21 protein-coding genes and 1 pseudogene are annotated in these 22,309 nt (G+C 68.8%); all 22 read left to right on the plus strand.

The window, feature by feature from the left end:
- The first annotated feature begins 33 nt into the window (after positions 1-33).
- The 22 genes and pseudogenes from ABDJ85_RS16285 (at position 34) to ABDJ85_RS16390 (ending at position 22,306) form a co-directional block, all read left to right on the plus strand.
- Positions 34-1,374: an MATE family efflux transporter gene (locus tag ABDJ85_RS16285; protein ID WP_347705850.1), complete on the plus strand. Its 1,341-nt coding sequence runs from the start codon at positions 34-36 to the stop codon at positions 1,372-1,374.
- 91 nt (positions 1,375-1,465) lie between these two features.
- Complete coding sequence (locus ABDJ85_RS16290) at positions 1,466-2,434, plus strand: BMP family lipoprotein (RefSeq protein ID WP_347705851.1); 969 nt, start codon at positions 1,466-1,468, stop codon at positions 2,432-2,434.
- A 6-nt stretch (positions 2,435-2,440) separates the two neighbouring features.
- On the plus strand, positions 2,441-3,967 hold the full coding sequence (locus tag ABDJ85_RS16295) for an ABC transporter ATP-binding protein (RefSeq protein WP_347705852.1): 1,527 nt from the start codon (positions 2,441-2,443) through the stop codon (positions 3,965-3,967).
- A complete protein-coding gene (locus tag ABDJ85_RS16300) occupies positions 3,964-5,064 on the plus strand; it encodes an ABC transporter permease (protein ID WP_347705853.1) in 1,101 nt (366 codons plus the stop codon). The genes ABDJ85_RS16295 and ABDJ85_RS16300 overlap by 4 nt, the downstream gene beginning before the upstream one ends.
- Positions 5,057-6,022 (plus strand): ABC transporter permease, encoded by a 966-nt coding sequence (locus ABDJ85_RS16305; RefSeq protein ID WP_347705854.1) that lies wholly within the window; start codon positions 5,057-5,059, stop codon positions 6,020-6,022. The genes ABDJ85_RS16300 and ABDJ85_RS16305 overlap by 8 nt, the downstream gene beginning before the upstream one ends.
- Positions 6,022-6,435, plus strand: coding sequence for a cytidine deaminase (gene cdd / locus ABDJ85_RS16310; RefSeq protein WP_347705855.1), 414 nt, complete (start codon positions 6,022-6,024; stop codon positions 6,433-6,435). The genes ABDJ85_RS16305 and cdd overlap by 1 nt, the downstream gene beginning before the upstream one ends.
- Positions 6,436-6,442: 7 nt before the next feature.
- Entirely contained in the window at positions 6,443-7,282 is an 840-nt protein-coding gene (locus ABDJ85_RS16315) for a purine-nucleoside phosphorylase (RefSeq protein ID WP_347705856.1), read from the plus strand.
- Positions 7,279-8,037 carry a deoxyribose-phosphate aldolase gene (gene deoC, locus ABDJ85_RS16320; protein ID WP_347705857.1) on the plus strand — a complete coding sequence of 253 codons (759 nt, stop codon included), beginning with the start codon at positions 7,279-7,281 and terminating at the stop codon, positions 8,035-8,037. Before ABDJ85_RS16315 ends, deoC begins: the two co-directional genes overlap by 4 nt.
- Position 8,038: 1 nt before the next feature.
- The gene (gene deoA, locus ABDJ85_RS16325; RefSeq protein ID WP_347705858.1) at positions 8,039-9,349 is read left to right on the plus strand and encodes a thymidine phosphorylase; all 1,311 of its coding nucleotides are present in this window, start codon (positions 8,039-8,041) and stop codon (positions 9,347-9,349) included.
- A gap of 12 nt (positions 9,350-9,361) precedes the next feature.
- Positions 9,362-10,051, plus strand: coding sequence for a tRNA (guanosine(46)-N7)-methyltransferase TrmB (trmB, locus tag ABDJ85_RS16330; RefSeq protein WP_347705859.1), 690 nt, complete (start codon positions 9,362-9,364; stop codon positions 10,049-10,051).
- The gene (gene coaBC, locus ABDJ85_RS16335; protein ID WP_347705860.1) at positions 10,048-11,256 is read left to right on the plus strand and encodes a bifunctional phosphopantothenoylcysteine decarboxylase/phosphopantothenate--cysteine ligase CoaBC; all 1,209 of its coding nucleotides are present in this window, start codon (positions 10,048-10,050) and stop codon (positions 11,254-11,256) included. Before trmB ends, coaBC begins: the two co-directional genes overlap by 4 nt.
- 9 nt (positions 11,257-11,265) lie before the next feature.
- Positions 11,266-11,715, plus strand: a complete 450-nt coding sequence (gene dut / locus ABDJ85_RS16340) for a dUTP diphosphatase (protein WP_347705861.1) — start codon at positions 11,266-11,268, stop codon at positions 11,713-11,715.
- Positions 11,716-11,843: 128 nt separating this feature from the next.
- Positions 11,844-13,592, plus strand: coding sequence for a diguanylate cyclase domain-containing protein (locus tag ABDJ85_RS16345; protein ID WP_347705862.1), 1,749 nt, complete (start codon positions 11,844-11,846; stop codon positions 13,590-13,592).
- Positions 13,593-13,992: 400 nt separating this feature from the next.
- Complete coding sequence (locus ABDJ85_RS16350; protein WP_347705863.1) at positions 13,993-14,892, plus strand: FAD:protein FMN transferase; 900 nt, start codon at positions 13,993-13,995, stop codon at positions 14,890-14,892.
- Positions 14,893-14,935: 43 nt separating this feature from the next.
- Complete coding sequence (locus ABDJ85_RS16355) at positions 14,936-17,950, plus strand: HzsA-related protein (RefSeq protein ID WP_347705864.1); 3,015 nt, start codon at positions 14,936-14,938, stop codon at positions 17,948-17,950.
- A gap of 4 nt (positions 17,951-17,954) precedes the next feature.
- The gene (locus ABDJ85_RS16360) at positions 17,955-18,512 is read left to right on the plus strand and encodes a hypothetical protein (RefSeq protein ID WP_347705865.1); all 558 of its coding nucleotides are present in this window, start codon (positions 17,955-17,957) and stop codon (positions 18,510-18,512) included.
- Positions 18,512-19,267 (plus strand): SH3 domain-containing protein, encoded by a 756-nt coding sequence (locus ABDJ85_RS16365; RefSeq protein WP_347705866.1) that lies wholly within the window; start codon positions 18,512-18,514, stop codon positions 19,265-19,267. The genes ABDJ85_RS16360 and ABDJ85_RS16365 overlap by 1 nt, the downstream gene beginning before the upstream one ends.
- 7 nt (positions 19,268-19,274) lie before the next feature.
- The gene (locus ABDJ85_RS16370; RefSeq protein WP_347705867.1) at positions 19,275-19,889 is read left to right on the plus strand and encodes an outer membrane beta-barrel domain-containing protein; all 615 of its coding nucleotides are present in this window, start codon (positions 19,275-19,277) and stop codon (positions 19,887-19,889) included.
- An 8-nt stretch (positions 19,890-19,897) separates the two neighbouring features.
- Positions 19,898-20,383 (plus strand): TlpA disulfide reductase family protein, encoded by a 486-nt coding sequence (locus tag ABDJ85_RS16375; protein ID WP_347705868.1) that lies wholly within the window; start codon positions 19,898-19,900, stop codon positions 20,381-20,383.
- Positions 20,384-20,388: 5 nt separating this feature from the next.
- Positions 20,389-20,628 carry a DUF4266 domain-containing protein gene (locus tag ABDJ85_RS16380; protein WP_347705869.1) on the plus strand — a complete coding sequence of 80 codons (240 nt, stop codon included), beginning with the start codon at positions 20,389-20,391 and terminating at the stop codon, positions 20,626-20,628.
- An 88-nt stretch (positions 20,629-20,716) separates the two neighbouring features.
- Positions 20,717-21,571 (plus strand): annotated as a pseudogene (locus tag ABDJ85_RS16385) (DUF3570 domain-containing protein); the annotation flags it as partial.
- 141 nt (positions 21,572-21,712) lie between these two features.
- Positions 21,713-22,306 carry an AraC family transcriptional regulator gene (locus ABDJ85_RS16390; protein WP_347705871.1) on the plus strand — a complete coding sequence of 198 codons (594 nt, stop codon included), beginning with the start codon at positions 21,713-21,715 and terminating at the stop codon, positions 22,304-22,306.
- Positions 22,307-22,309 lie beyond the last annotated feature (3 nt).

Genomic DNA, 22,309 nt, shown 5'->3' on the forward strand with positions numbered 1-22,309 from the left:
TGTCTTCAGGCCCCATACCGTCCCGCCGCCCTGATGCACGCCCGTCCCCGCTTGTTCGCCCTTGTCTGGCCGATGTTCCTGGAGTTGTTGCTGGGCATTGGGCTGGGCGTGGTCGCCACCGGCCTGGCGGCGCGCATCTCCGACACCTCGGGCGCGGCCTTTGGCATTGCCAACCACGTGTTCACGACCCTGTTCATCCTGTTCCGGGTGGTGGGCGCCGGGGTGAGCGTGGCCATGACGCAGGCGCTTGGCGCCGGCCGGCGCGACCGGGCCGATGCCATTGCCCGCGCCGTGGTCGGCGTGAGCACCTGGATGGGCGGCATTGGCGCCTTGGCGGCGCTCGTGGCGGCCAAGCCGCTACTGCTGCTGATCAATGCGCCGGCCGAGGTCATGCCGCTGGCCGTGCCCCTGCTGCAAACCTTGGCGCCCGCGCTGATGATCGACGCCTGGAACGCCAACATGGCCAGCGTGCTGCGCTCCCACCTGCGCAGCCGCGAGGCGCTGGTCGTCGTGGTCGTCATCCAGGCGATCACCCTGGCCAGTGCCGTGTTCCTGATGCCCGAGATGGGCTTGCCCGGCTATGCGCTGGCCTGTGCGCTGGGTCGCTCTGCGGGGCTGGCGCTGCACATCCTGCTCTGGCGCCACCGGCTTGACCTCAAGCTGCGCGCGCCGGATTGGTGGCAGCTGCGCCGGCCCGAGCTGGCGCCGGTCTTCCACGTGGGCCTGCCGGGTGCGGCCGAGAACATCTGCCACCGCATGTGCTTCATGTTCAGCGTGGCGGCGGTGGCCAAGCTGGGCGCCGGCGCGCTGGCGACGCACGCCTACGCCTTTTCCTTCATCGGCATCATCCTGCTCAATGGCCTGGCCATCGGCTTCAGCGTCGAGATCCTGGTCGGCCACATGATCGGCGCGGGCAATCTGCATGGCGCCAACAAGCTGGTCAAGCGCGCGCTGGCCTGGGGGCTGGGCATCACCCTGGCGGTGGCTGGCAGCTTTGCGCTGTTCGCCAAGCCGCTGTTTGGCCTTTTCACCAAGGACCCGGAGCTGCTCAAGCAAGGCGCCATGCTGCTGGCCATGACGATCATCCTGGAGCCCGGCCGCACCTTCAACCTGGTCGTCATCAATGCGCTGCGTGCCACCGGTGACGCGCGCTACCCGGTGATGGCCGGCGCGGCGTCCATGGTGCTGGTGCTGGCCGGTGGCTCCTGGCTGTTTGGGGTCTACCTGGGCTGGGGGCTGGTGGGCGTGTTCATCGCCTACACGCTGGACGAATGGATCCGCGGCCTCTCGATGTGGCACCGCTGGGTCACCCTGCGCTGGGCGCCCTATGCGCGCGCTTCGCATCGCAAGCTGCGCCGGGCTCGCGCCCACTGAGCTTGTCGTAAGCGTGGGGCGGATCCCACGGGAAGCAACGCCGCTCTTCCTAGAATCGCCCGGTGTTTACTCACCCGTCGAAGTTGCCGCGATGAAGCTCCGCCTTGCTCCCCTCGCGCTGCTGGCCGCCCTGGCCACGGCCCATGCCCAGCAGCCTGCTGTCATCTTCGACATGGGTGGCAAGTTCGACAAGTCCTTCAACCAGGCCGGCTACGTCGGCGCCGAGCAGTGGAAGAAGGAAACCGGCAAGGCCTATCTCGAGTTCGAGATCAGCAACGACACCCAGCGCGTGCAGGCGCTGCGGCGCATGGCAGAGAAGGGTGCCAGCCCCATCATCGGCATCGGCTTCGCGCAGGCCTCGGCCATGCAGCAGGTGGCCAAGGCCTTTCCCAAGACCCAGTTCGTCATCATCGACGGCAAGGTGGACCTGCCCAATGTGCAGTCCGTGCTTTTCAAGGAGCATGAGGGCAGCTATGTGGTGGGCGCGCTGGCGGCCATGGTCAGCAAGACCGGCAAGCTGGGCTTTGTCGGCGGCATGGACATCCCGTTGATCCGCAAGTTCCAGTGCGGCTACGAGCAAGGCGTGAAGGCCACCAACCCCAAGGCCGAGGTGTTCTCGAACATGACCGGCACCACCTCGTCCGCCTGGAACGACCCCACCCGTGGCGGTGAGCTCGCCAAGGCCCAGTTCGCCAAGGGCGCGGATGTCGTCTTCGCAGCGGCAGGCGGCACGGGCGTGGGCGTCTACCAGGCGGCCAAAGATGCCGGCAAGCTGGCCATCGGGGTCGATAGCAACCAGAACCACGTGCAGCCCGGCACCATGCTGACCTCGATGGTCAAGCGTGTGGACGTGGCCGTGTACACCGCCCTCAAGAGTTGGACCGGCGGCCTGCAGGTGCTGGGCCTGAAGGAAGGCGCTGTGGACTACGCGCTCGACGAGCACAACGCCAAGCTGATCCCGGCGCCGCTCAAGGCCAAGGTCGATGCCGTGAAGGCCGACATCGTGGCCGGCAAGATCAAGGTCGCCGACTACATGGCTGACGGCTCTTGTAAGTACTGAGCCTGCATGCCAGTCGCTGTTCGCCTCCACGGCATCTCCAAGCGCTTTGGCGCCGTCCAGGCCAACCGTGAGGTAAGCCTGTCGGTGGCCGCTGGCTCGGTGCATGGCCTGGTGGGCGAGAACGGTGCGGGCAAGAGCACGCTGATGGCCATCCTCTATGGCTACTACCTGGCGGACGCCGGCCACATCGAGGTGAACGGCCAGCCGGCCCGCATTGCCAATTCGCACGAGGCCATCGCGCTCGGTATCGGCATGGTGCATCAGCACTTCATGCTGGTGGACACGCTCTCCTGCCTGGAGAACGTGATGCTGGGCGCCGAGGGTGGCTTCTTCCTTGGCGCGGCCAAGCGGCTGGTGCGGGCCGAGCTGCAGCGCCTGATGGCCGAGACCGGTCTGCAGGTCGATCTCGATGCCCTCGCGGGTGACCTGCCCGTGGGCGAGCTGCAGCGTCTGGAAATCTTGAAGGCCCTGTACCGCGGCGCACGCATCCTGATCCTCGACGAGCCCACCGCCGTGCTCACCCCGCAGGAGACCGACCAGCTCTTCGTCACCCTGCGCGCCCTGCGCGAGCGCGGCACCACCATCCTTCTGATCACGCACAAGCTGCGTGAAGTGATGAGCCTGTGCGACGCGGTGACCGTGATGCGCGCGGGCCAGGTCGTTGAGTCGCGCCCCATTGCCGAGTGGACCGAGGAGCGCCTGGCTGAGTCCATGGTGGGCCGCAAGGTCAGCCTGGGGCGGCCTGCCGCAGCGGGAACCGAAGTGGGCGCCATTCGCTTACAAGCCACCGGCCTGCGCCTGCGCCATGCCAATGGCGTGCCCGCGCTGCGTGACGTGTCATTGAGCCTGCGTGCGGGCGAAATCGTCGGCGTGGCCGGTGTGTCCGGCAATGGGCAGAGCGAGCTGCTGGAGGTGCTCTCCGGCCTGCGCGCGCCCGAGGCTGGGCAGATGCAGCTGGGCGATGTGCGCTTCACGTTTGATGCCTGGCTCCACCCCGCCCAGGCCCGCGAGTTGCGCCTTGCCCATGTGCCCGAAGACCGCCATGCCGTGGGCCTGGTGATGAGCTTCCCCGCCTGGGAGAGCGCCGTGCTGGGCTACCAAGACCTGCCCAAGTACCGGCGCGGCCCGAGCATGAACCACCCGGCCATGCAGGCCGCCACCGCCGCGATGCAGGAGCGCTTTGACGTGCGGCCGCGCGATGTGCAGCTGGGTTCGTCCAAGTTCTCGGGCGGCAACCAGCAAAAGCTCATCCTCGCGCGCGAGATCGGTGAGCAGCCGCAGGTGCTGCTGGTCGGCCAGCCCACGCGCGGCGTGGACATCGGTGCCATCGAGTTCATCCACAGCCAGCTGCGCGCGCTGCGCGATGCCGGCTGCGCCGTGCTGTTGGTCTCCAGCGAGCTGGACGAGATCCTCGCCCTGGCCGACCGCGTGCTGGTGATGAACGCCGGCCGCATCACCGGCGAGCTGGCCATCGACGACTGCGACGAACGCCGCCTCGGCCTCTTGATGGCCGCGCAGCAGGAGGCCGCATGACGCCGCTGCCGCGCTGGATCGACCTCGGCCTGCTGCCGATTTGGAACCTGGCGATGGCGCTGCTCGTCGCGGGCCTCGTGGTGCTGGTCATCGGCCACAGCCCCTGGCAGGCGCTGAGCGTGTTGCTGCAGGGCTCGCTCGGCAGTGCGCGCGGGCTGGGCTACTCGCTCTACTACGCCACCAGCTTCATCTTCACGGGCCTGGCGGTGGCGGTGGCCATCCATGCGGGGCTGTTCAACATCGGCGGCGAGGGCCAGGCCACGCTGGGCGGCATCGGCGTGGCCCTGCTCGCGCTGTGGCTCGGGGCCAAACTGCCGGCGGTGGTGCTGCTGCCGCTGCTGGTGCTGGCCGCCGCCGGCTTTGGCATGGTCTGGGCGGCGCTGCCGGGCTATCTGCAGGCTTGGCGCGGCAGCCATGTGGTCATCACCACCATCATGTTCAATTTCCTGGCGGCGGGGCTCAATGGCTATCTGCTCGTCAACTGGCTGCGCCCGGCCGACAGCATGGCCGTCGAGAGCGCCGAGTTCGCGCCCAGCGCGCGCTTCCCCGCCGTGCATGAGCTGCTGGAGAGCGTGGGTGTTGAATGGCCATCGTCGCCGCTCAACCTCAGCCTCCTGCTGGCGCTGGCGGCCTGCGTCTTCGTCTGGTGGTTCCTCTGGAAGAGCGCGGCCGGCTATGCGGTGCGCGCCGTCGGGGCTTCGCCGCGCGCCGCGCACTACGGCGGCATCGCACCGCGCCGGCAGATCCTGCTGGCCATGGCAGTGTCGGGGGCCCTGGCCGGCCTGGTCGGTGTCAACGAAATCTCGGGCGTGCAGGGCAAGCTGACGCTGGACTTCGTGGCTGGCGCGGGCTTCACCGGCATCGCCTGCTCGCTGATGGGCCGCAACCACCCGGTGGGCATCCTGCTCGCGGCCTTGCTCTTTGGCGTGCTCTACCAGGGCGGGGTCGAGGTCTCGTTCGAGCTGCAAGGCTTCAGCCGCGAGATGGTCGTCACCGCCCAGGGCTTGATCGTGCTGTTCTCGGGCGCGATGGCCACGGTCAGCGCGCCGCTCTTTGCCACCCTGTATGCCCGCTTCAAGGGAGCAAAGCATGGATGAGCTGCTGATCGGCTCCCTGCTCGCTTCGCTGCTGCGCGTCAGCGTGCCTCTGCTGCTGTGCGCGATGGCCGGCGTGCTGTCCGAGCGCGCGGGTGTGGTGGACCTTGGGCTGGAAGGCAAGATGCTGTTTGCCGCCTTCGCCGCAGCGGCCACAGCCTCGCTCACGCAGTCGGCCGGGCTCGGTCTGCTGGCGGCCATGGGCGTGGCCTGCTTCGTGTCCCTGGTGCATGGCTTTGCGACCGTCACCCACCGGGGCGACCAGATCGTCTCCGGCGTGGCGCTCAACATGATTGCGGCCGGCCTCACCGTGGTGCTGGGCATCGCCTGGTTCCAGCAAGGTGGGCAAACGCCCGCCATCGGCCCCGAGGTGCGCCTGGGCGCCCTGATCCCGGGCTTTGGCGAGCCGCGCGCGGGCGATTGGCTGGCCTCGGTGCTGGGCCATGGCCTGCTCAGCCACAACGCGCTGGTCTACCTGGCCTTTGTGCTCGTTGCCTTGGTGTGGTTCTTCCTGGAGCACACGCGGCCCGGCCTGCGCCTGCGCGCCGTGGGCGAGAACCCGGCCATGGTCGATGCCGCCGGCGTCTCGGTGCCCGGCCTGCGCTATCAGGCGCTCATGATGAACGGCGTGCTCTGCGGCCTCGCGGGCGCTTACCTGACCCTGGCGCAGAACGCGTCCTTCTCTCCCAATATGACGGCCGGCCGTGGCTATATCGCGCTCGCGGCGATGATCTTTGGCAAGTGGCGCCCGCTGCCCACGCTGGGCGCCTGCTTGCTGTTCGGCTTCCTGGACGCGGTGGCCATTCGCTTGCAGGGCGTGCAGGTCCCGGGCATTGGTGAGGTGCCGGTGCAGCTGATTCAGTCGCTGCCCTATCTGCTGACGGTGGTGTTGCTCGCCGGCTTCATCGGCCAGGCCGTGGCGCCCAAGGCGCTGGCCAAGCCGTACTTGAAAGAACGTTGATGAACCTGGACGACGCCCTGTTGGCCGACCTGCTCGCCGCCTCGCTCGACGCCCGTGCCTACTCGCACTCGCCCTACTCAGGCTATGCGGTCGGCGCCGCCGTGCTGGATGAACAAGGCCGCATCCACAAAGGCGCCAATATCGAGAACGCCGCCTACCCGCAGGGCTGGTGTGCCGAGGCTTCAGCCTTGACGGCTATGGTGATGGCCGGGGGCAAGCAGGCGAGGGCGGTGCTGGTGACGGGGCCGGGGCCCGAAGTCATCACGCCCTGTGGCGGCTGCCGGCAGAAACTGCGCGAATTTGCGGGCCCTGAATTGCTGATCCTGGCGGGCGACCCGAGTGGCCTGCGGGGGCGCTGGACGCTCTCCGAGCTGCTGCCGCACAGCTTCGGGCCCGACCATTTGAAACCTTGAGGACGACATGACGACGAACTCTCAGTCGCTGGATGCTTTGATCGACGCCAGCGTGGACGCGCTGAAGGCGCAGTGTGGTGAGGCCCCGGCCGTGGCCGTGGTGCTGGGCTCGGGCTGGTCGGGCGCGGTGTCGCGCGTCGAAGGCGCGCTGCACCTGCCCTACACGGCGCTGCCCGCCTTCCCGCAGCCCAAGGTCGAGGGCCACGTCAGCGAAGTGGTGGTGGGCCGCATCGGCGCCCAGCGCGTGGTGATGCTGCGCGGCCGCGTGCACACGTATGAGAGCGGCGACTGCACCGGCATGGCCGGCGCCATCCGCACGCTCAAGCGCTGGGGCGTCAAGCTGCTGCTGCAGACCAATGCCTCGGGCTCGCTGCGGCACGAGATGCCCCCGGGCAGCCTGATGCTGATCAACGACCACATCAACGCGCCGCAGCGCAGCCCCCTGGTGGGCGAGACCGGCATGCACCGCTTCGTGGACATGAACGGCGCCTACGACCCCGAGCTCCGCGCCCACGCGCGCACGGTGGCGGCAGGGCGGGGCCGCATCCTGCCCGAGGGCGTCTACGTCTGGGCCTTGGGGCCGCAGTTCGAGACCCCGGCCGAGATCCGCATGTTTGCCGCCTGGGGCGCCAGCGCGGTGGGCATGAGCACCGTGCCCGAGACCATCCTGGCTCGCCACGCCGGCCTGCGCGTGATGGGCCTGGCGTTGATGACGAACATGGCAGCCGGGATGTCGGCCGAGGCGCTGACGCACGAGCTGACGCTCAAGCAGGCGGCTGCATCGGCTGAAGACGCCGCCGACTTTCTGGCCGCGTTGGTGGCCAGCTTTGCGGACATCCCGCTATGAGCCTACAAGACGCCGCCCGCCAGGCGCTCGCTTGCCTGGACTTGACCAGCCTGAACGACGCCGACACGCCCGCCGACATCGACGCCCTGTGCCGCCGCGCCCAGACGCTCTTTGGCCCCGTGGCCGCCGTGTGCGTATGGCCGCGCTTTGTGGCGCAGGCGCGCGCTGCGCTGCCCAAGGAAATCGGCGTCGCTGCGGTCGCCAACTTCCCGCACGGCGGGCTGGACCTGGCGCCCGTGCTTGCCGAGGTACAGACCATCATCGACGCCGGCGGCGACGAGATCGACGTCGTTTTGCCCTATGCGGCGCTCAAGGCCGGCAAGGGCAGTGAGGTGTCTGAGTTCCTGGGCGAGGTGCGCCACGCCAGCCGGCCGCTGACGCTCAAGCTCATCATCGAATCGGGCGAACTGGCCACGCCAGAGCTCATCGCCGAGGCCACGCGCTTGGGGCTGATCGCCGGCGCCGACTTCATCAAGACCAGCACTGGCAAGAGCAAGGTCTCGGCCACGCTGGCCGCTGCCGAGGTGATGCTGAAGGAAATCGCTGGCAGCGGCCTGCACGCAGCGGGCTTCAAGGCCTCGGGCGGCATCCGCACGGTGGCCGATGCGGCGCCGTATCTCGACCTCGCGGCGCAATTGCTGGGCCCCGATGCCGTCAATCCGCGCCGCTTCCGCTTCGGCGCCAGCGGCCTCTTGAACGACATCGAGGCTGTGCTCTCCGGCACCGCTGCCGCGCCTGCCAAGGCAGGCTACTGAAATGCTCGCCCAAGAAATCATCCGCACCAAGCGCGACGGCCGCGCGCTCGATGCCGCGCAGATCGAGGCCTTCGTCAAGGGCCTGACCGATGGCTCCTGGAGCGAAGGGCAGGTGGCGGCTTTAGGCATGGCCGTCTTCCTGCGCGGCATGGGCCGCGATGAGGCTGTGCTGCTGACGCGGGCCATGATGCATTCGGGCCGTGTGATGCAGTGGCCTGGCATGCCCGGCCCCGTGCTCGACAAGCACTCCAGCGGTGGCGTGGGCGACAAGGTCAGCCTGATGCTGGCACCCCTGGTGGCAGCTTGCGGCGGCTATGTGCCCATGATTGCCGGCCGGGGCCTCGGCCACACCGGCGGCACGGTGGACAAGCTCGAATCCATCCCCGGTTACACCACCACGCCCGACCCGGCCGCCTTCGACCGCATCGTGCGCACCTTGGGCTGCGCCGTCATCGGCCAGACGGCCGACCTGGCGCCGGCCGACAAACGCTTCTACGCCACGCGCGACGTGACAGCCACGGTCGAGAGCGTGCCGCTCATCACCGCCAGCATCCTGTCCAAGAAACTGGCCGCCGGCCTGCAGGGCCTGGCCATGGACGTGAAGTGCGGCAACGGCGCCTTTGCCGCCACGCCCGCGTTCGCCCGCGAGCTGGCCGAGAGCATCGTGGCCGTGGCCACCGGCGCCGGCCTGCGCACGCGGGCCTTGATCACCGACATGAATCAGATCCTCGGCACCGAGGTGGGCAATGCGCTCGAAGTGCTGGAGACCATCCGATACCTGCGTGGCGAGGCCCGCGAACCTCGGCTGCATGAAGTGACCCTGGCCCTGGCGGCCGAGATGCTCGTCATAGGCAATCTGGCACCCGACCTGTCTGCCGCCCGCACCCAACTGCAAGCCGCGCTGGACAGCGGCGCCGCCGCCGAGAAGTTTGCGCAGATGGTGGTGGCCCTGGGCGGCCCGGCCGATTTGCTCGACGCTCCCGCCAAGCACCTGCCCGCCGCGCCCGTGGTGGTGCCCGTGCCCGCGCCCCGCAGCGGCGTGCTCACCGGCATGGCCACGCGTGACCTGGGCCTCTTGATCGTCGAGATGGGCGGTGGCCGCCGCGTGGCCGGTGCCCGCATCGACATGCGTGTCGGCTTCAGCGCCGTGCGGCCGGTGGGCAGCGCCTGCCAGGCGGGCGAGCCCATCGCCTTCGTGCACGCGGCCGACAAGCCCCAGGCCGAGCGCGCCGTGGCCAGCTACCTGGCCGCGACACAATGGGGGGATGAGCCGCCTCCCAGCACGCCCCTGGTGCTCGCGGAGGTCGGTTGACTGCCGATCCCGATGACTGCTGATACCCCCGAATTCCCCCGCGCCATCAAGAGCTTCGTGACCCGTGCCGGCCGCATGGGCACGGGCCAGATCAAAGCCCTGGCCGAGCTGGGCCCGCGCTTCGTCCTGCCTTATCAAACGGAGCGGCTCGACCCGGCCGCCGTCTTCGGCCGCCAGGCCCCGCTGGTGCTGGAGATCGGCTTTGGCATGGGCGGCGCCACCGCCGAGATTGCCGCTGCGCTGCCCGACCACGACTTCATCGGCTGCGAGGTGCACGAGCCCGGCGTGGGCGCGCTGCTCAAGCTGATTGGCGAGCGTGAGCTGCCCAATATCCGCATCGTCCAGCACGATGCCGTCGAGGTGCTGGAGCACATGGTCGGCCCGGCGGCCTTGGCCGGCGTGCACATCTTCTTCCCCGACCCTTGGCACAAGAAGCGCCATCACAAGCGCCGGCTGATCCAGCCCGCCTTTGTGGCCAAGCTTGTGCAACATCTGCAACCCGGTGGCTACCTGCATTGCGCCACCGACTGGCAGCCCTATGCTGAACAGATGCTCGAAGTCTTGAGCGCCGAGCCGCTGCTGCAGAACACCGCCAGCGGTTATGCCGACAAACCCGCCTACCGGCCGCTCACCAAGTTCGAAGCGCGCGGCCTGCGGCTGGGGCATGGGGTCTGGGACCTCGTCTTCCGGAGACGTGCATGAGCTTTGCCAACCGCCTCGGCGGCCGCCATATCCTCGTCGGGATGAGTGGCGGCATCGCCTGCTACAAGATCGCCGAGCTGGTGCGATTGCTCACCCAGGCCGGCGCCACCGTGCAGGTGGTGATGACCGAGTCGGCCGAGCAGTTCATCACCCCGGTCACCATGCAGGCCCTCTCGGGCCGCGCGGTCTACACCAGCCAGTGGGATGCACGCCCGGGCAACAACATGGCCCACATCAACCTCAGCCGCGAAGCGGACCTGATGCTGATCGCCCCGGCCAGCGCTGACTTCATTGCCCGCCTGGCCCAGGGCCGGGCCGACGAGCTGCTCAGCCTCACCGCCCTGGCGCGCCGCGTGGACCACTGCCCGCTCTACGTGGCGCCCGCCATGAACCGCGAGATGTGGGCCCACCCGGCCACGGTGCGCAATGTGGCCCAACTGGTGGCCGATGGCGCCCGCATCCTCGGCCCCGACAGCGGCGCCCAGGCCTGCGGCGAAGTGGGCGACGGGCGCATGCTCGAAGCCGCTGCGCTCTTTGAGGCCATTGGCGCGCACTTCCAGCCCAAGGTGCTGCGCGGCAAGCGCGTGCTGGTCACCGCCGGGCCCACCTTCGAGCCCATCGACCCGGTGCGTGGCATCACCAACCTCTCCAGCGGCAAGATGGGCTTTGCCATTGCCCGCGCTGCGGCCGAGGCGGGTGCCGAGGTCACGCTCATCGCCGGGCCCGTCGTGCTGCCCACGCCGGCCGGCGTGCAGCGCATCGACGTGCAGACCGCCGTGCAGATGCACGACGCGGTGCTGCCCATCGCCGCCAAGCACGATGTCTTCATCGCCACCGCAGCGGTGGCCGACTGGCGGCCCGCCGCCGTGCACGCGCACAAGATCAAGAAGGCCGAGGACGGCATCACCGCGCCCCAGATCGCGATGACCGAGAACCCCGACATCCTGCGCGCCGTGGCCCAGCTGCCGCAGCCGCCGTATTGCGTTGGCTTTGCGGCCGAGAGCGAAAAGCTCGCCGAGCACGCCGAGGCCAAGCGCCGCCGCAAGGGCATCCCGCTCATCGTGGCCAACCTCGGGCCCGCCACCTTCGGGCGCGACGACAACGCGCTGCTCCTGATCGACGCCACCACGCAGCGCGAGCTCTCGCGTGCCGACAAGCTTTCGCTCGCGCGCGAGCTGATCCAGGAAATCTCCGTCCGAATCTGATCCCGACCGATGCACACCATTGACCTGCAAGTGCTCGACAGCCGCATGGCCGAGCACATCCCCGCCTACGCCACGCCCGGCAGCGCCGGCCTCGATCTGCGCGCCTGCCTCGATGCACCGCTGACGCTGCAGCCGGGGCAGACCGAACTCATCCCCACGGGCCTGGCCATCCACATCGCCGACCCGGGCCTCGCCGCCATGATCCTGCCGCGCTCGGGCCTGGGCCACAAACACGGCATCGTGCTGGGCAACCTGGTCGGCCTGATCGACAGCGACTACCAAGGCCAGCTCATGGTCAGCTGCTGGAACCGTGGCCAAACGGCCTTCACCTTCCAGCCCTTTGACCGCATGGCCCAGCTCGTCATCGTGCCCGTGGTGCAGGCGGCCTTCCGGCAGGTCGTGAGTTTTGACGCGTCTTCGCGCGGAACCGGCGGTTTTGGCTCGACGGGCAGGGGCTAAAAGCCCTTCGACCCCAGGGGTGGCTTCCTAAAATTGCGGCTGGGTTGTCACTGGGCGTTCTCCCGGTGGCGTGACGTGTTCTTCGCCCGGGTCCGCGCAAGCGAACAAGCCCGGGTGCCCCCCTGTACATGCAACTTCTCAGCCGAGGTGGTTTACAGCGCCGACTGCTCGTGGCCGTGCTCAGCGTGGCCACCTTGCTGTGCGCCGTTGTGGGCGTGATTGGCTACGAGTGGGCTTACCAGCGTGTCGATCAATCCAGCCAGAGCACGCTGGAGGCGCTGGCCCGTGCCGTCGAGCGGCCGCTGGCTTTTGCCGTGCACAGCGGCGACACCGCCCTGGTGGAGGAAATCCTTGAAGGTCTGGCCCGCCACGAGCTGCTGACGGGTGTCGAAGTGCGCACCCCGGTCGGGAACCTGGTGGCCCAGTACCCGCGGGACCGGGCTAACAGCGCCACCGAGGCGTCCAGCCTCTTCGTGACGCGGCGCCTGGCCTCGCCCACGGCTGTGCGCCAAAGCGCCGGCACCCTGACCCTGGAAGCCAACACGCAGCGTGTGACCGAGCTGGCGGCCCGCCAGGCCTGGATGGTCAGCGCGCTGCTGGGCAGCCAGGTGCTGGTCTTGGCCGTGGTGCTGTACTTCGCGGCGCAGCGCCTGGTGTCACAGCCCATCGTGAAGCTGTCTGACCGCCTGCGCCAGATCACCCCCGGCGGCACGCGCCGCCTGCGCAAGCCCTCGCGCCACAGCCAGGACGAGATCGGCCAGCTGATCGACAGCGCCAACGCCCTCATCATCGCCAGCGAGACCGCGCTGGCCAGCGAGCGGCGCATCGGCATCCGCATGGCCGAGCTGGAGGCCCAGTTCCGCGAGATCTTCGAGTCCAGCCGCGCCGGCATCTTCCTGCTCGACACCAGCCTGCGCCTCGTCACCTGCAACCCGGCTGCCGCCCACCTGCTGGGCCATGTGGCCGAGGCCCAGAGCGGGGACGAGGCGGCGCCGCCCTTCATCGACCTCGTCTTTGCCCGGCCCACCCGGGTGCGCGAGATCCTGGAGCGCGCCAAGACCAGCGGCGGCACCGCCACCGTGGACCTTGAACTTGCCCGGCAGGACGGCCAGGGCACCGAGCCGACCCAGAGCGCCCCGCGCTGGGTGCACTGCACGTTCTCGCTGCGCCAGGGCACGGGCGCCGACGAGCGCATCGCCGTCGAGGGCGTGATCTTCGACATCACCGAGCGCAAGCAGGCCGAGCGCACCGCCCGCTACCAGTCCCAGCACGACCCGCTCACCGGGCTCAAGAACCGCGTGGGCACGCTCAAGCGCGCCTCGCAGCACCTGGCCGAGGCCCAGCTGCAGCGCGGCTCGCTGAGCGTGCTGTGCATCGACCTCGACGGCTTCAAGGCCGTCAACGACAGCTATGGCCACCAGGCCGGGGACGAGGTGCTGATCGCCTGCGCCAAGCGCATGCGCACCGTGCTGCGCCGTGCGTCCGACCTGATCGGCCGCTTGGGCGGCGACGAGTTCGTCGTTGTGCTGCCCGGGCTGGACGTGGGCGACGAGCAACTGGCCGAGGCAGCCACCGCGCTGCTGACTGCTTTGTGCGAACCCATCGCCCTCAGCACAGGCGGGCTGGCGCGCGTCAGCGCCTGCATCGGCGCCGCCAGCCTGTGGCGCCATGGCCGTGATGTGGACACTTTGATCGCCGCAGCCGACCAGGCCATGTACGCCGTCAAGCAAGGCGGTAAGGCCGCCGTGGCCTGCGCTCTGGCCGACCGCGATGCCGGCGGCGACACCGAGGTGTCCGAGCTGGAGCTGCTGCGCCGCCAGCGCGCGGCGGCGGCGCTGACATCGACCATGTCGGTGTTTGCTGACTCCGAGGCCTGAGCCTCTGAGTGGGGCCCGCGCGGCGACGAGTGCCGCCGCGTGCCGCAGGTTTTTGCGTTGCGTTGAAACCTAAACAACCAGCTTGGTAGCAACTGCTGGCGGCCCGCAACCCATCGTTACCGACAGCCTGCGACCGAATGTAAGGTGTTCGCGGTTCGCTAACCAAATGCGCCTTTTTTCACGGCGCAGCCCTCCATCATGCCGCGCATCGTTGCGGGAACGTGATCAGAGCGCTGGCTGTTGCGCACTGCTCGTGCCCGTTTTTTGTTTGGCATGAAGTCAGTGGGTTAGCGACATGAGCCTGGCTCTGAACCTTGTCGATCCCCGGCCGAGCCCTATGGCTTGGCCGCGTGAGCCTGCGCACCCGCAGGATGGGTGGCACGCGCGCTGTGAAGCCATCATGGGCACGGCCATTCACGTCGAGCTGTGGTGCGAGGACGCCTTGCTGGCCCATGCGGCCATGGCGGCCGTCATCGACGAGATGCACCGCATAGACCGCCGGATGAGCCCGCACAAGCCCGACTCCGAGCTGTCACGCATCAACCGTGATGCAGCCGCCCAGCCGGTGCGGATCAGCGCCGAGATGTTTGCGCTGTTGGAGCGTGCACAGCACTTCTCGGCGCTCTCGGGCGGTGCCTTCGACATCACCTACGCCAGCGCCGGCCAGCTGTACGACTACCGCGCGGGCCTGAGCCCCGACGACGCCAGCCTGGCCGTGGCCCAGGCGCTGATCGGCTGGCGCGGCCTGCTGCTGGACGCCGCCACGCGCAGCGTGCGCTTTGCGCGGCCCGGCATGCGCATCGACCTGGGCGGCTTTGCCAAGGGCCATGCGGTGGACCAAGGCATCGACATCCTGCGCCGCCACGGCATCGCCCACGGCATGGTGAGCGCGGGTGGTGACAGCCACGTGCTCGGTGACCGGCGCGGCCGCCCCTGGACCATCGGCGTGCGCGACCCGCGCCGCGCCGGCGAGGTGGTGGCCGTGCTGCCTCTGCAGGACACGGCCATCTCCACCTCGGGCGATTACGAGCGCTTCTTCGAGCGCGACGGCGTGCGCCACCACCACTTGATCGACCCCGCCACCGGCCGCTCGGCGCTGGGCGTGCAGAGCGTGACCATCCTGGCCGACGACGGCCTGACCAGCGAGGCGCTGTCCAAGTGCGTCTTCGTGATGGGCCCGAAGCGCGGCCTGCGCTTCATCGAGACGCAGCCCGGCGTGGATGCCGTGGTGGTGGACGCCGATGGCGTGCTGCACACCTCGTCCGGCCTGCACAACGCAGCCAGCGGAGCGGTGCAGTGAGCCGCGCGGCTGGCCCTTTTGAACATCGTTGAAGGAGGTCCCCATGCGGAACCTGATACGTGTGACCACGCTCGCCCTGGCGAGTGTCTTGAGCCTGCTGCTGGCTGCCTGCGGCGCCGGTGAGCGCAGCGAACCCAGCCACGACCCTGACACCCTGACCGTGCAGGGCGACGTGCCCATCGCCTACGCCAAGCGCGCCAGCGGCATCAACATGAACCCCACCACCGGCGTGAGCTTTGCGCCCGGCGGCGACTTGATGATCCGCGAGAAGTCGTCCGCCAGCGCGGCCGAGTTCAACGTCACGCAGGCCTACACCCAGGGCAAGGGCGATGTCTCCGACCCCGAGGCCTCGTACGACGGCAAGAAGATCGTCTTCGCGATGAACTGCCCGGTGGCCAACCACGCCGACTGCACTGGCCGCTGGAACATCTGGGAGTACGACATGAGCGCCGGCGGCCTGCGCGGAGGCTCGCTCAAGCGCCTGACCAGCTCGACCACCGGCGACGACGACGTCGACCCCGCCTACCTGCCTGCCGGCGCGGGCTTCGTGTTCGCGTCCAACCGCCAGCGCGCCACCGTGGACCTGCCCAGCGGCACTGACACCTACGCCGCGCTCGACGAGTACGAGCGCGAGAAGGTGCTCAACCTCTACACCATGGACGCCAAGGGCGGCGCCATCACCCAGATCTCGGTCAACCAGAGCCACGACCGCAACCCCGTGGTGCTGATGGACGGCGACATCATGTTCTCGCGCTGGGACCACGTCGGCGGCCGCAACCATTTCAAGATCTTCACGGTGCGGCCCGACGGCACCAATATGTTCATCCGCTACGGCGCGCACAGCGAGGGCAACAGCTTCCTGCACCCGCGCGAGATGGACACCACCGGGGCCTTCAAGGGCTACCTGGCGTCCGACCTGATGCCGCTGTCGGGCACGCACGAGGGCGGGGCGCTGGTCTTTGTGGACGCCGCCAACTTCTCGGAGCAGGACACCCCGGCCACGAGCAAGGTCAAGGCCATGTCGGGCCAGAGCTACCCGACCGAGAAGCCGCTGGAGTTCGAGCGCGGCCTCTCGCGCTGGGGGCGCATCACCACGCCCTATCCGCTGTGGGACGGCAGCAACCGCGTGCTGCTGTCCTTCGCGCCCTGCCAGGTCAACAAGCGCGCTTCTAGTTCTGAGGCCTACATCGTCACGCCCTGCGCCAACCTCAGCGAGGCTGAGCTGAAGGCGCTTGGCGACGACATGAGCCCCGCCGCCGAGGCCACCGCCAACATCCGCGACAACGTGCCCCCGGTCTACGCGGTCTATATGTTCGACCCGGCCAAGAAGACCCTGCTCATCGTCGCGGCGCCGCCCGAGGGCTTCATCTACACCGACCCCATCGCGCTGCAGCCGCGCCCCGAGCCCAACCCCTCCGCCACCACAGCCTCGGCGCGCCGCGCGCTGGCGGCCGGCAGCTCCAACCTGCCGCCCGGCATGGGCTTGCTCTCGGTACGCAGCGTCTATGACACCGACGGCCTCGGCCGCATGGGCGACCCGGTGCTGGCCGAGGCCGACCGCGCCAACGGCTGCACCACGCCCATCCCCACCATCGCGCCCACCGACCCCGACGACACGCGCAAGCAGGTGGCCGATCTGCTGTCGCTCAAGGACCCCGCCAAGCCGGCCTACTACTGCAGCCCCGCACGCTTTGTGCGCGTGGTGCGCGCCGTGCCCCCCAAGGGAGGCATGGGCACGCGGGAGGCCATTGGCGAGACCGACTTCGAGCCTCAGCAGATCCTCGGCTATGCGCCCATCGAGCCCGATGGCTCCTTCCAGATCCAGGTGCCGGGCGATGTGCCGCTGGCCGTGGCCGTGATCGACGAGGCCGGCCGCGCCTTCCAGACCCACACCAACTGGATCCAGGTGCGCCCCGGCGAGACGCGCACCTGCGACGGCTGCCACAGCCCGCGCCGAGGGGCCGCGCTCAACTCCTCGACCATCAAGGACACCGTCCCTGCCGCGCTGATGAGCACCTTCCCGCGCAGCTCGGGCGAGACCATGGCCCAGACGCGCACCAACAACGTCGCCGGCTTGCTGAGCCTGTCGATGGACGTGGCCTACAGCGACGTCTGGGCCGACCCCGCCAAGACCGGCGGCCGCAAGCGCGCCAGCCTCTCGCTCAAGTACACCGGCAACACCACGCCCGACGGCAAGCCCGACCCGGCCAACGACCTGGCCACGCCCGTGCCCACCAAGGGCATCGTCAACTACCCCGACCACATCCAGCCGCTGTGGTCGCGCGACCGGGGCGCCAACACCTGCACCGGCTGCCACAACATTTCGGCCAAGCTCGACCTCAGCGGCACGCGGGCGGGCACGGGGCGCTTGATCTCCTACGAAAAGCTGATGGTGGGCGACCCCAAGATCGACCCCCAGACCGGCCTGCCCATCGTGCGCGTCGAGGACGGCGAGGCCCGGCTGGAGCGCCTGCCCGCCCTGGTGGACACCGGCGCCAGCGAGGGTGATGCCCTGGGCCTGGCGCGCAAGAGCCGGCTGATGGAGATCCTTTCCGGCCAGACCTTGATGGTGGGCAGCGAGGCCCGCAAGGTCCACCCCACGCCCACCACGCTGGACCACAGCAAGCTGCTGAACAAGGCCGAGCTGCGCCTGCTGGCCGAGTTCATGGACCTTGGCGGCAAGTACTACAACGACCTCAGTGCCGGCGGCGTCAAGCAAGTGGCCAAGCTGACCCAGCGCTCCTTCGAGGCCACCGTCTACCCCATCCTGCAGAGCACCTGTGCCGCCGGCTGCCACCAGGCCATCGGCAGCAAGAACGCAGCAGCGGGCAGCAACTTCCGGCAGAACCGCTTCGTGCTGACCGGCGCCCCCGAGGGCGACTTCAACGTCACCCTCAGCATGATCTCCAACGTCTGCGCGCCGCCCAGCAACTACCTGCTCAGCCGGCCGTCCACGGTGCCGCACCCGGCGGCGGCATCGGCCTCGGCACCTGCGGTGCTGCCGGCCGACAGCGCCAACTACAAGGCCATTGCGGCGTGGATTGCAGGAGGCTGTTAGAGCCATGCGCAGCGTCCTTCCATCGCTCTTGGTGCTCACCGCCGCCCTTTCAGCTTGCGGTGGTGGCGGCAACCCGCTCGACAACCCGGCCACCATCACCAACACCTCGGCCGACGCGGGGCAGAAGCTCTCGTTCGCCTACTACCAAAAATGCGTCAACCCCATCCTGCTGGAGCTGCTGCCCATCGCCGGCACGGCGGTCACCAACACCTGCGCGGCTGGCGGTTGCCATGACGTGAACACCGGCAGCGGCGGGGCCTTGCGCATCAACCCGCGTGCGGCTGAGGTCGTGATCGGCCCCACGCCCGACGTCGCCGCGCTGCGGCTGAGCGAGATGTACCGGAACTTCCGCTCCGCCCAGGCCCAGGTGGTGTTTGCCGAGCCCGCAGCCAGCCGCCTCATCACTAAGCCCCTGGTGCGCGGCGTGCTGCATGGGGGAGGGCGCGTCTTCCTGGACGAGAACGACCCCAAGGCGCGCACCTTGATCTACTGGATGTCCCACCCCGTGCCGCAGGGGCTGGACGAATTCAGCGCTCCGGCGCCAGCGTCATGCGCGGGTTGATGCGCTTCGTCCTGCCCTTGCTGGCTGGGTTCACCCTGCTGCTGGCCGCACCCGTGCGTGCGGCCGACGAGCCGCCCGAGCAGGTGCAAGTGGCCGACGCCTTCCTGGAACTGCACACCGGCCCGGGGCGTGGCTTCCCGGTCTTCCATGTGGCGGGGCGGGGCGAGCAGGTCGAGATCCTGCTGCGCCACACCGACTGGTTCAAGGTGCGCGTCAGCCGCGACCTGCACAACGTCAAGGAGGGCTGGGTCTCGCGGGCGCAGATGGAAACCACGCTGACCCAGGCCGGCCTGCGCAAGACCTTCCGCGACGTGCTGCTGGACGACTACCTGCACCGCCGCGTCGAGATGGGCATGGCGGGGGGGCGCTTCAAGAACGAGCCCGTGCTCAAGCTCTGGACCGCCTACCGCCTGAGCGAGACCCTGTCCGTCGAGGCCACCGTGGGCCAGGTGCAGGGCGTGTTTGCCGGCACCGACTTCTGGCACCTCGGCGTCAATGCCGAGCCTTGGTCTGACAAGCGGCTCTCGCCCTTCATCGGCATTGGTCTGGGCAAGTTCAAGAACATCCCCAACACCAGCTTGGTCAGCTCGATCACCACCGACGCCAAGCTCGCCAGCGCCGTGGCCGGCGTGCGCTGGCACCTGACCGACCGCTTTGTGCTGCGCGCCGACGTCAGCCTCTACACCGCCTTCGTGGCCGACACGCGGGCCAGTGAATACCGCGCCTTCACGGCGGGCCTCTCCTTCTTCTTCTAAGGCAGCCATGCACATCACCCGCGCACTCGCCCTCGTCTTGCTGACCCTCGCCAGCGCAGCCTGGGCCGCCGAACCCGTCATCACCCCCGAGGTGGACCGCCGCGACGTCAGGCTGCCGCGCATCCCCTCCAACGACTTCACCGTGGGCGCCTTCGTCGGCACCTATGCCACGCAGAACTTCGGCTCCAGCCTCGTCAAGGGCCTGCGCCTGGGCTATCACATCACCGAGGACTTCTTCGTCGAGGGCAACCTCGGCCGCTCCCAGGTCACCGACGCCAGCTTCCGCCAGATCCTGCCCGGCGGCATCTTCGTGAGCGAGGAGCAAAAGCTCAGCTACTACAACATGCTCGCGGGCTGGAACTTCCTGCCCGGCGAGGTCTTCCTGGGCCGCAGCGTGGCGCGGGCCTCGGCGCTCTATGTGGTGGCCGGCGTGGGCGGCACGCGCTTTGTGGACCAGAAGCACCAGACCATCAGCTTCGGGTTGGGGGCACGCGTCTTCGTTTCCGACTGGGCCTCGCTGCAGGTGGACCTGCGCGACCACCGCTACGCGCTGGACCTGCTGGGCAAACGCCAGAGCACCAACAACCCCGAGTTCACCGTGGGTGCCACCTTCCACTTCTGAGCCGCGCCATGCACGCCTTCCCTCTCTCACGTGTGCTGGCCTGGGCACTGCTGGCTGCCTCCAGCCTGTGCGCTGCCGCCCCCGCGCCCGACTTCACGCTGCGCACACTGGACGGCAGCAACCTGCGCCTGCACGAGCAGCGCGGCCGTGTGGTGCTCATCAACTTCTGGGCCACCTGGTGCGGCCCCTGCCGGCAGGAGATGCCGCTGCTCAACCAGCTGTTCCAGAAGTACCGGGGCTCGGGCTTCACGCTGCTGGGCATCAATGTGGATGAAGACGGCCGCAAGGCTCAGGCCGTGGCCAAGCAGCTGGGCCTGGCCTTCCCCGTGCTGCTGGACGCCGACAAGGCCGTCAGCCAGCGCTACGAGCTGGCCAGCATGCCCTCCACCCTGCTCATCGACCGCGACGGCCGCGTGCGCTACCTGCACAAGGGCTACCAGGCCGGCTACGAGGCCCTCTACGAAAAGCAGATCCGCGAACTGCTGAAGGAATGAACGCCATGCATCGCACCCTTCTGAGTTGTCTTCTGGTGGTCGCCACGCTGCTGCTGAGCGGCTGCGCATCGATCAAAGCACCTGAGCCCTGGGTCAAGCCTTACGAGCGCGAGCGCCTGGCCGACCCCATCATGCAGGTGTCGCGCAATGCGCTGTCCAGCAAGCACTTCGAGCACGTGTACGAGGTGCGCGAGGGCGCACGCGGCGCGAATGGTGTTCAAGGAGGCGGTTGTGGCTGCAACTAAGGCACTTCGGGCCGCAGCCTTGCTCGGCACCGCCCTGGTCGGCGCCGAGGCCGGCGCCGTGACCCTGCCTGACGACCAGGCCGAGGCCATGGTCCACATCTACGAGGCCGACGGCCTGCGCGCCACGGGCCCAGCCGTGCTGGTGCGCAAGAAGCTGGGCACGGCGGTGTCGCTGCAGGGCAGCATTTATGTCGATCAGGTCAGCAGCGCATCCATCGACGTGGTCACCACGGCCAGCCCCTTCAAGGAAACGCGCAGGGAGTTCAGCGTCGGGGGCGACTACGTCTACCGCGACAGCCAGGTCACCGTCTCCACCACGCAGAGCACCGAGCCCGACTACAAGGCCCGCTCGCTCAGCGTCGATGTGGCGCAGGACATGTTCGGCAACATGACGACGGTGTCGCTGGGCTTCTCGCGCGGGGCCGACGACGTGGGCCGGCGCGACGTGGGCTTCTTCGACAAGGCGCGCCACTGGCGCTACCGGCTCGGGGTCACGCAGATCCTGTCGCCCAACTGGCTGGCCACGCTCAATGTCGAGGCCGTGGCCGACGACGGCTACCTGGGCAACCCCTATCGATCAGCCCGCGTGGGCGGCGCCTTCGTGCCCGAGAACGACCCCCGCACCCGCTCCAGCCGCGCGCTCAAGCTCGGCACCGTGGGCGCTCTGGCGGGCGGCAGCGCGATGCGTGTGTCCTACCGCTACTTCTGGGACAACTGGGCCATCCGCGCCCACACTGTCGAGGCCGGCTACAGCCGCTATGTGGGTGAGAGCTTCCTGATCGACGGCAGCTTGCGCCTGCACTCGCAAGGCAAGGCCCTGTTCTACAGCGACAACGCCCTGGCCGACACCCTCTACCTGTCGCGCAACCGCCAGCTCAGCAGCTTCAAGAGCATCGGGCTCGGCGCCAAGCTCACCTACACGGCCGGCAAGGTCCGCGAGACGGATATCAAGCTCAGCGCCGCCTACCAACTGCTGCACTTCAAGTACAGCGACTTCACCGACCTGCGCACCGGCAACGCCTATGCGCTCAACGCCCACGTGCTGCAGCTGTTTGCCACGGCGAGCTTTTGAAGGAGAACGCGAGTGCGTGCCTTGATGACCCTTGTGTTTGCGCTGTTGGTGGGGGCACCGGCCTGGGCGGCCGATGCCGTGCCAGTGCCTGCGGCTGCTGCAAGCGCCCCGGCGGATGTGGCCAGCGCCCCCGCCGGAGCAGCCAGCGCGCCCGAGCCCCCCCAAGCCCTCGACCAGCGCGTCGAGGCCGTGAAGGCCGAGGTCATCCGCCTCAACCGCGACCTGCTGGTGCTGGAGGAGGAGTTGCTCTTCCCCGCCAGCACGCAGGTGGCGGTGTTCGTCTCCATGGACGTGGGCAAGATGTTCGAGCTCGACTCGCTGCAACTGAAACTCGACGACAAGCTCGTCGCCAGCCACCTCTACTCGCCGCTGGAGGTGCAGGCCCTGCACCGGGGCGGCATGCAGCGCGTCTACCTTGGCAATCTCAAGTCGGGCACGCACGAGGTGGTGGCCTTCTTCACCGGCAAGGGCCCGCACTTCCGCGACTACAAGCGCGCCGCCACCATCAAGTTCGAGAAGGGCGCCGACCCGTCCTACATCGAGCTGCGCATCGTCGACTCCACGGCCAAGCTGCAGCCCGAGTTCGACGTCAAGGTCTGGCAATAAGAG

It is taken from the genome of Roseateles paludis, from assembly GCF_039872745.1.
In the GTDB taxonomy this organism is placed as follows: domain Bacteria; phylum Pseudomonadota; class Gammaproteobacteria; order Burkholderiales; family Burkholderiaceae_C; genus Pelomonas; species Pelomonas paludis.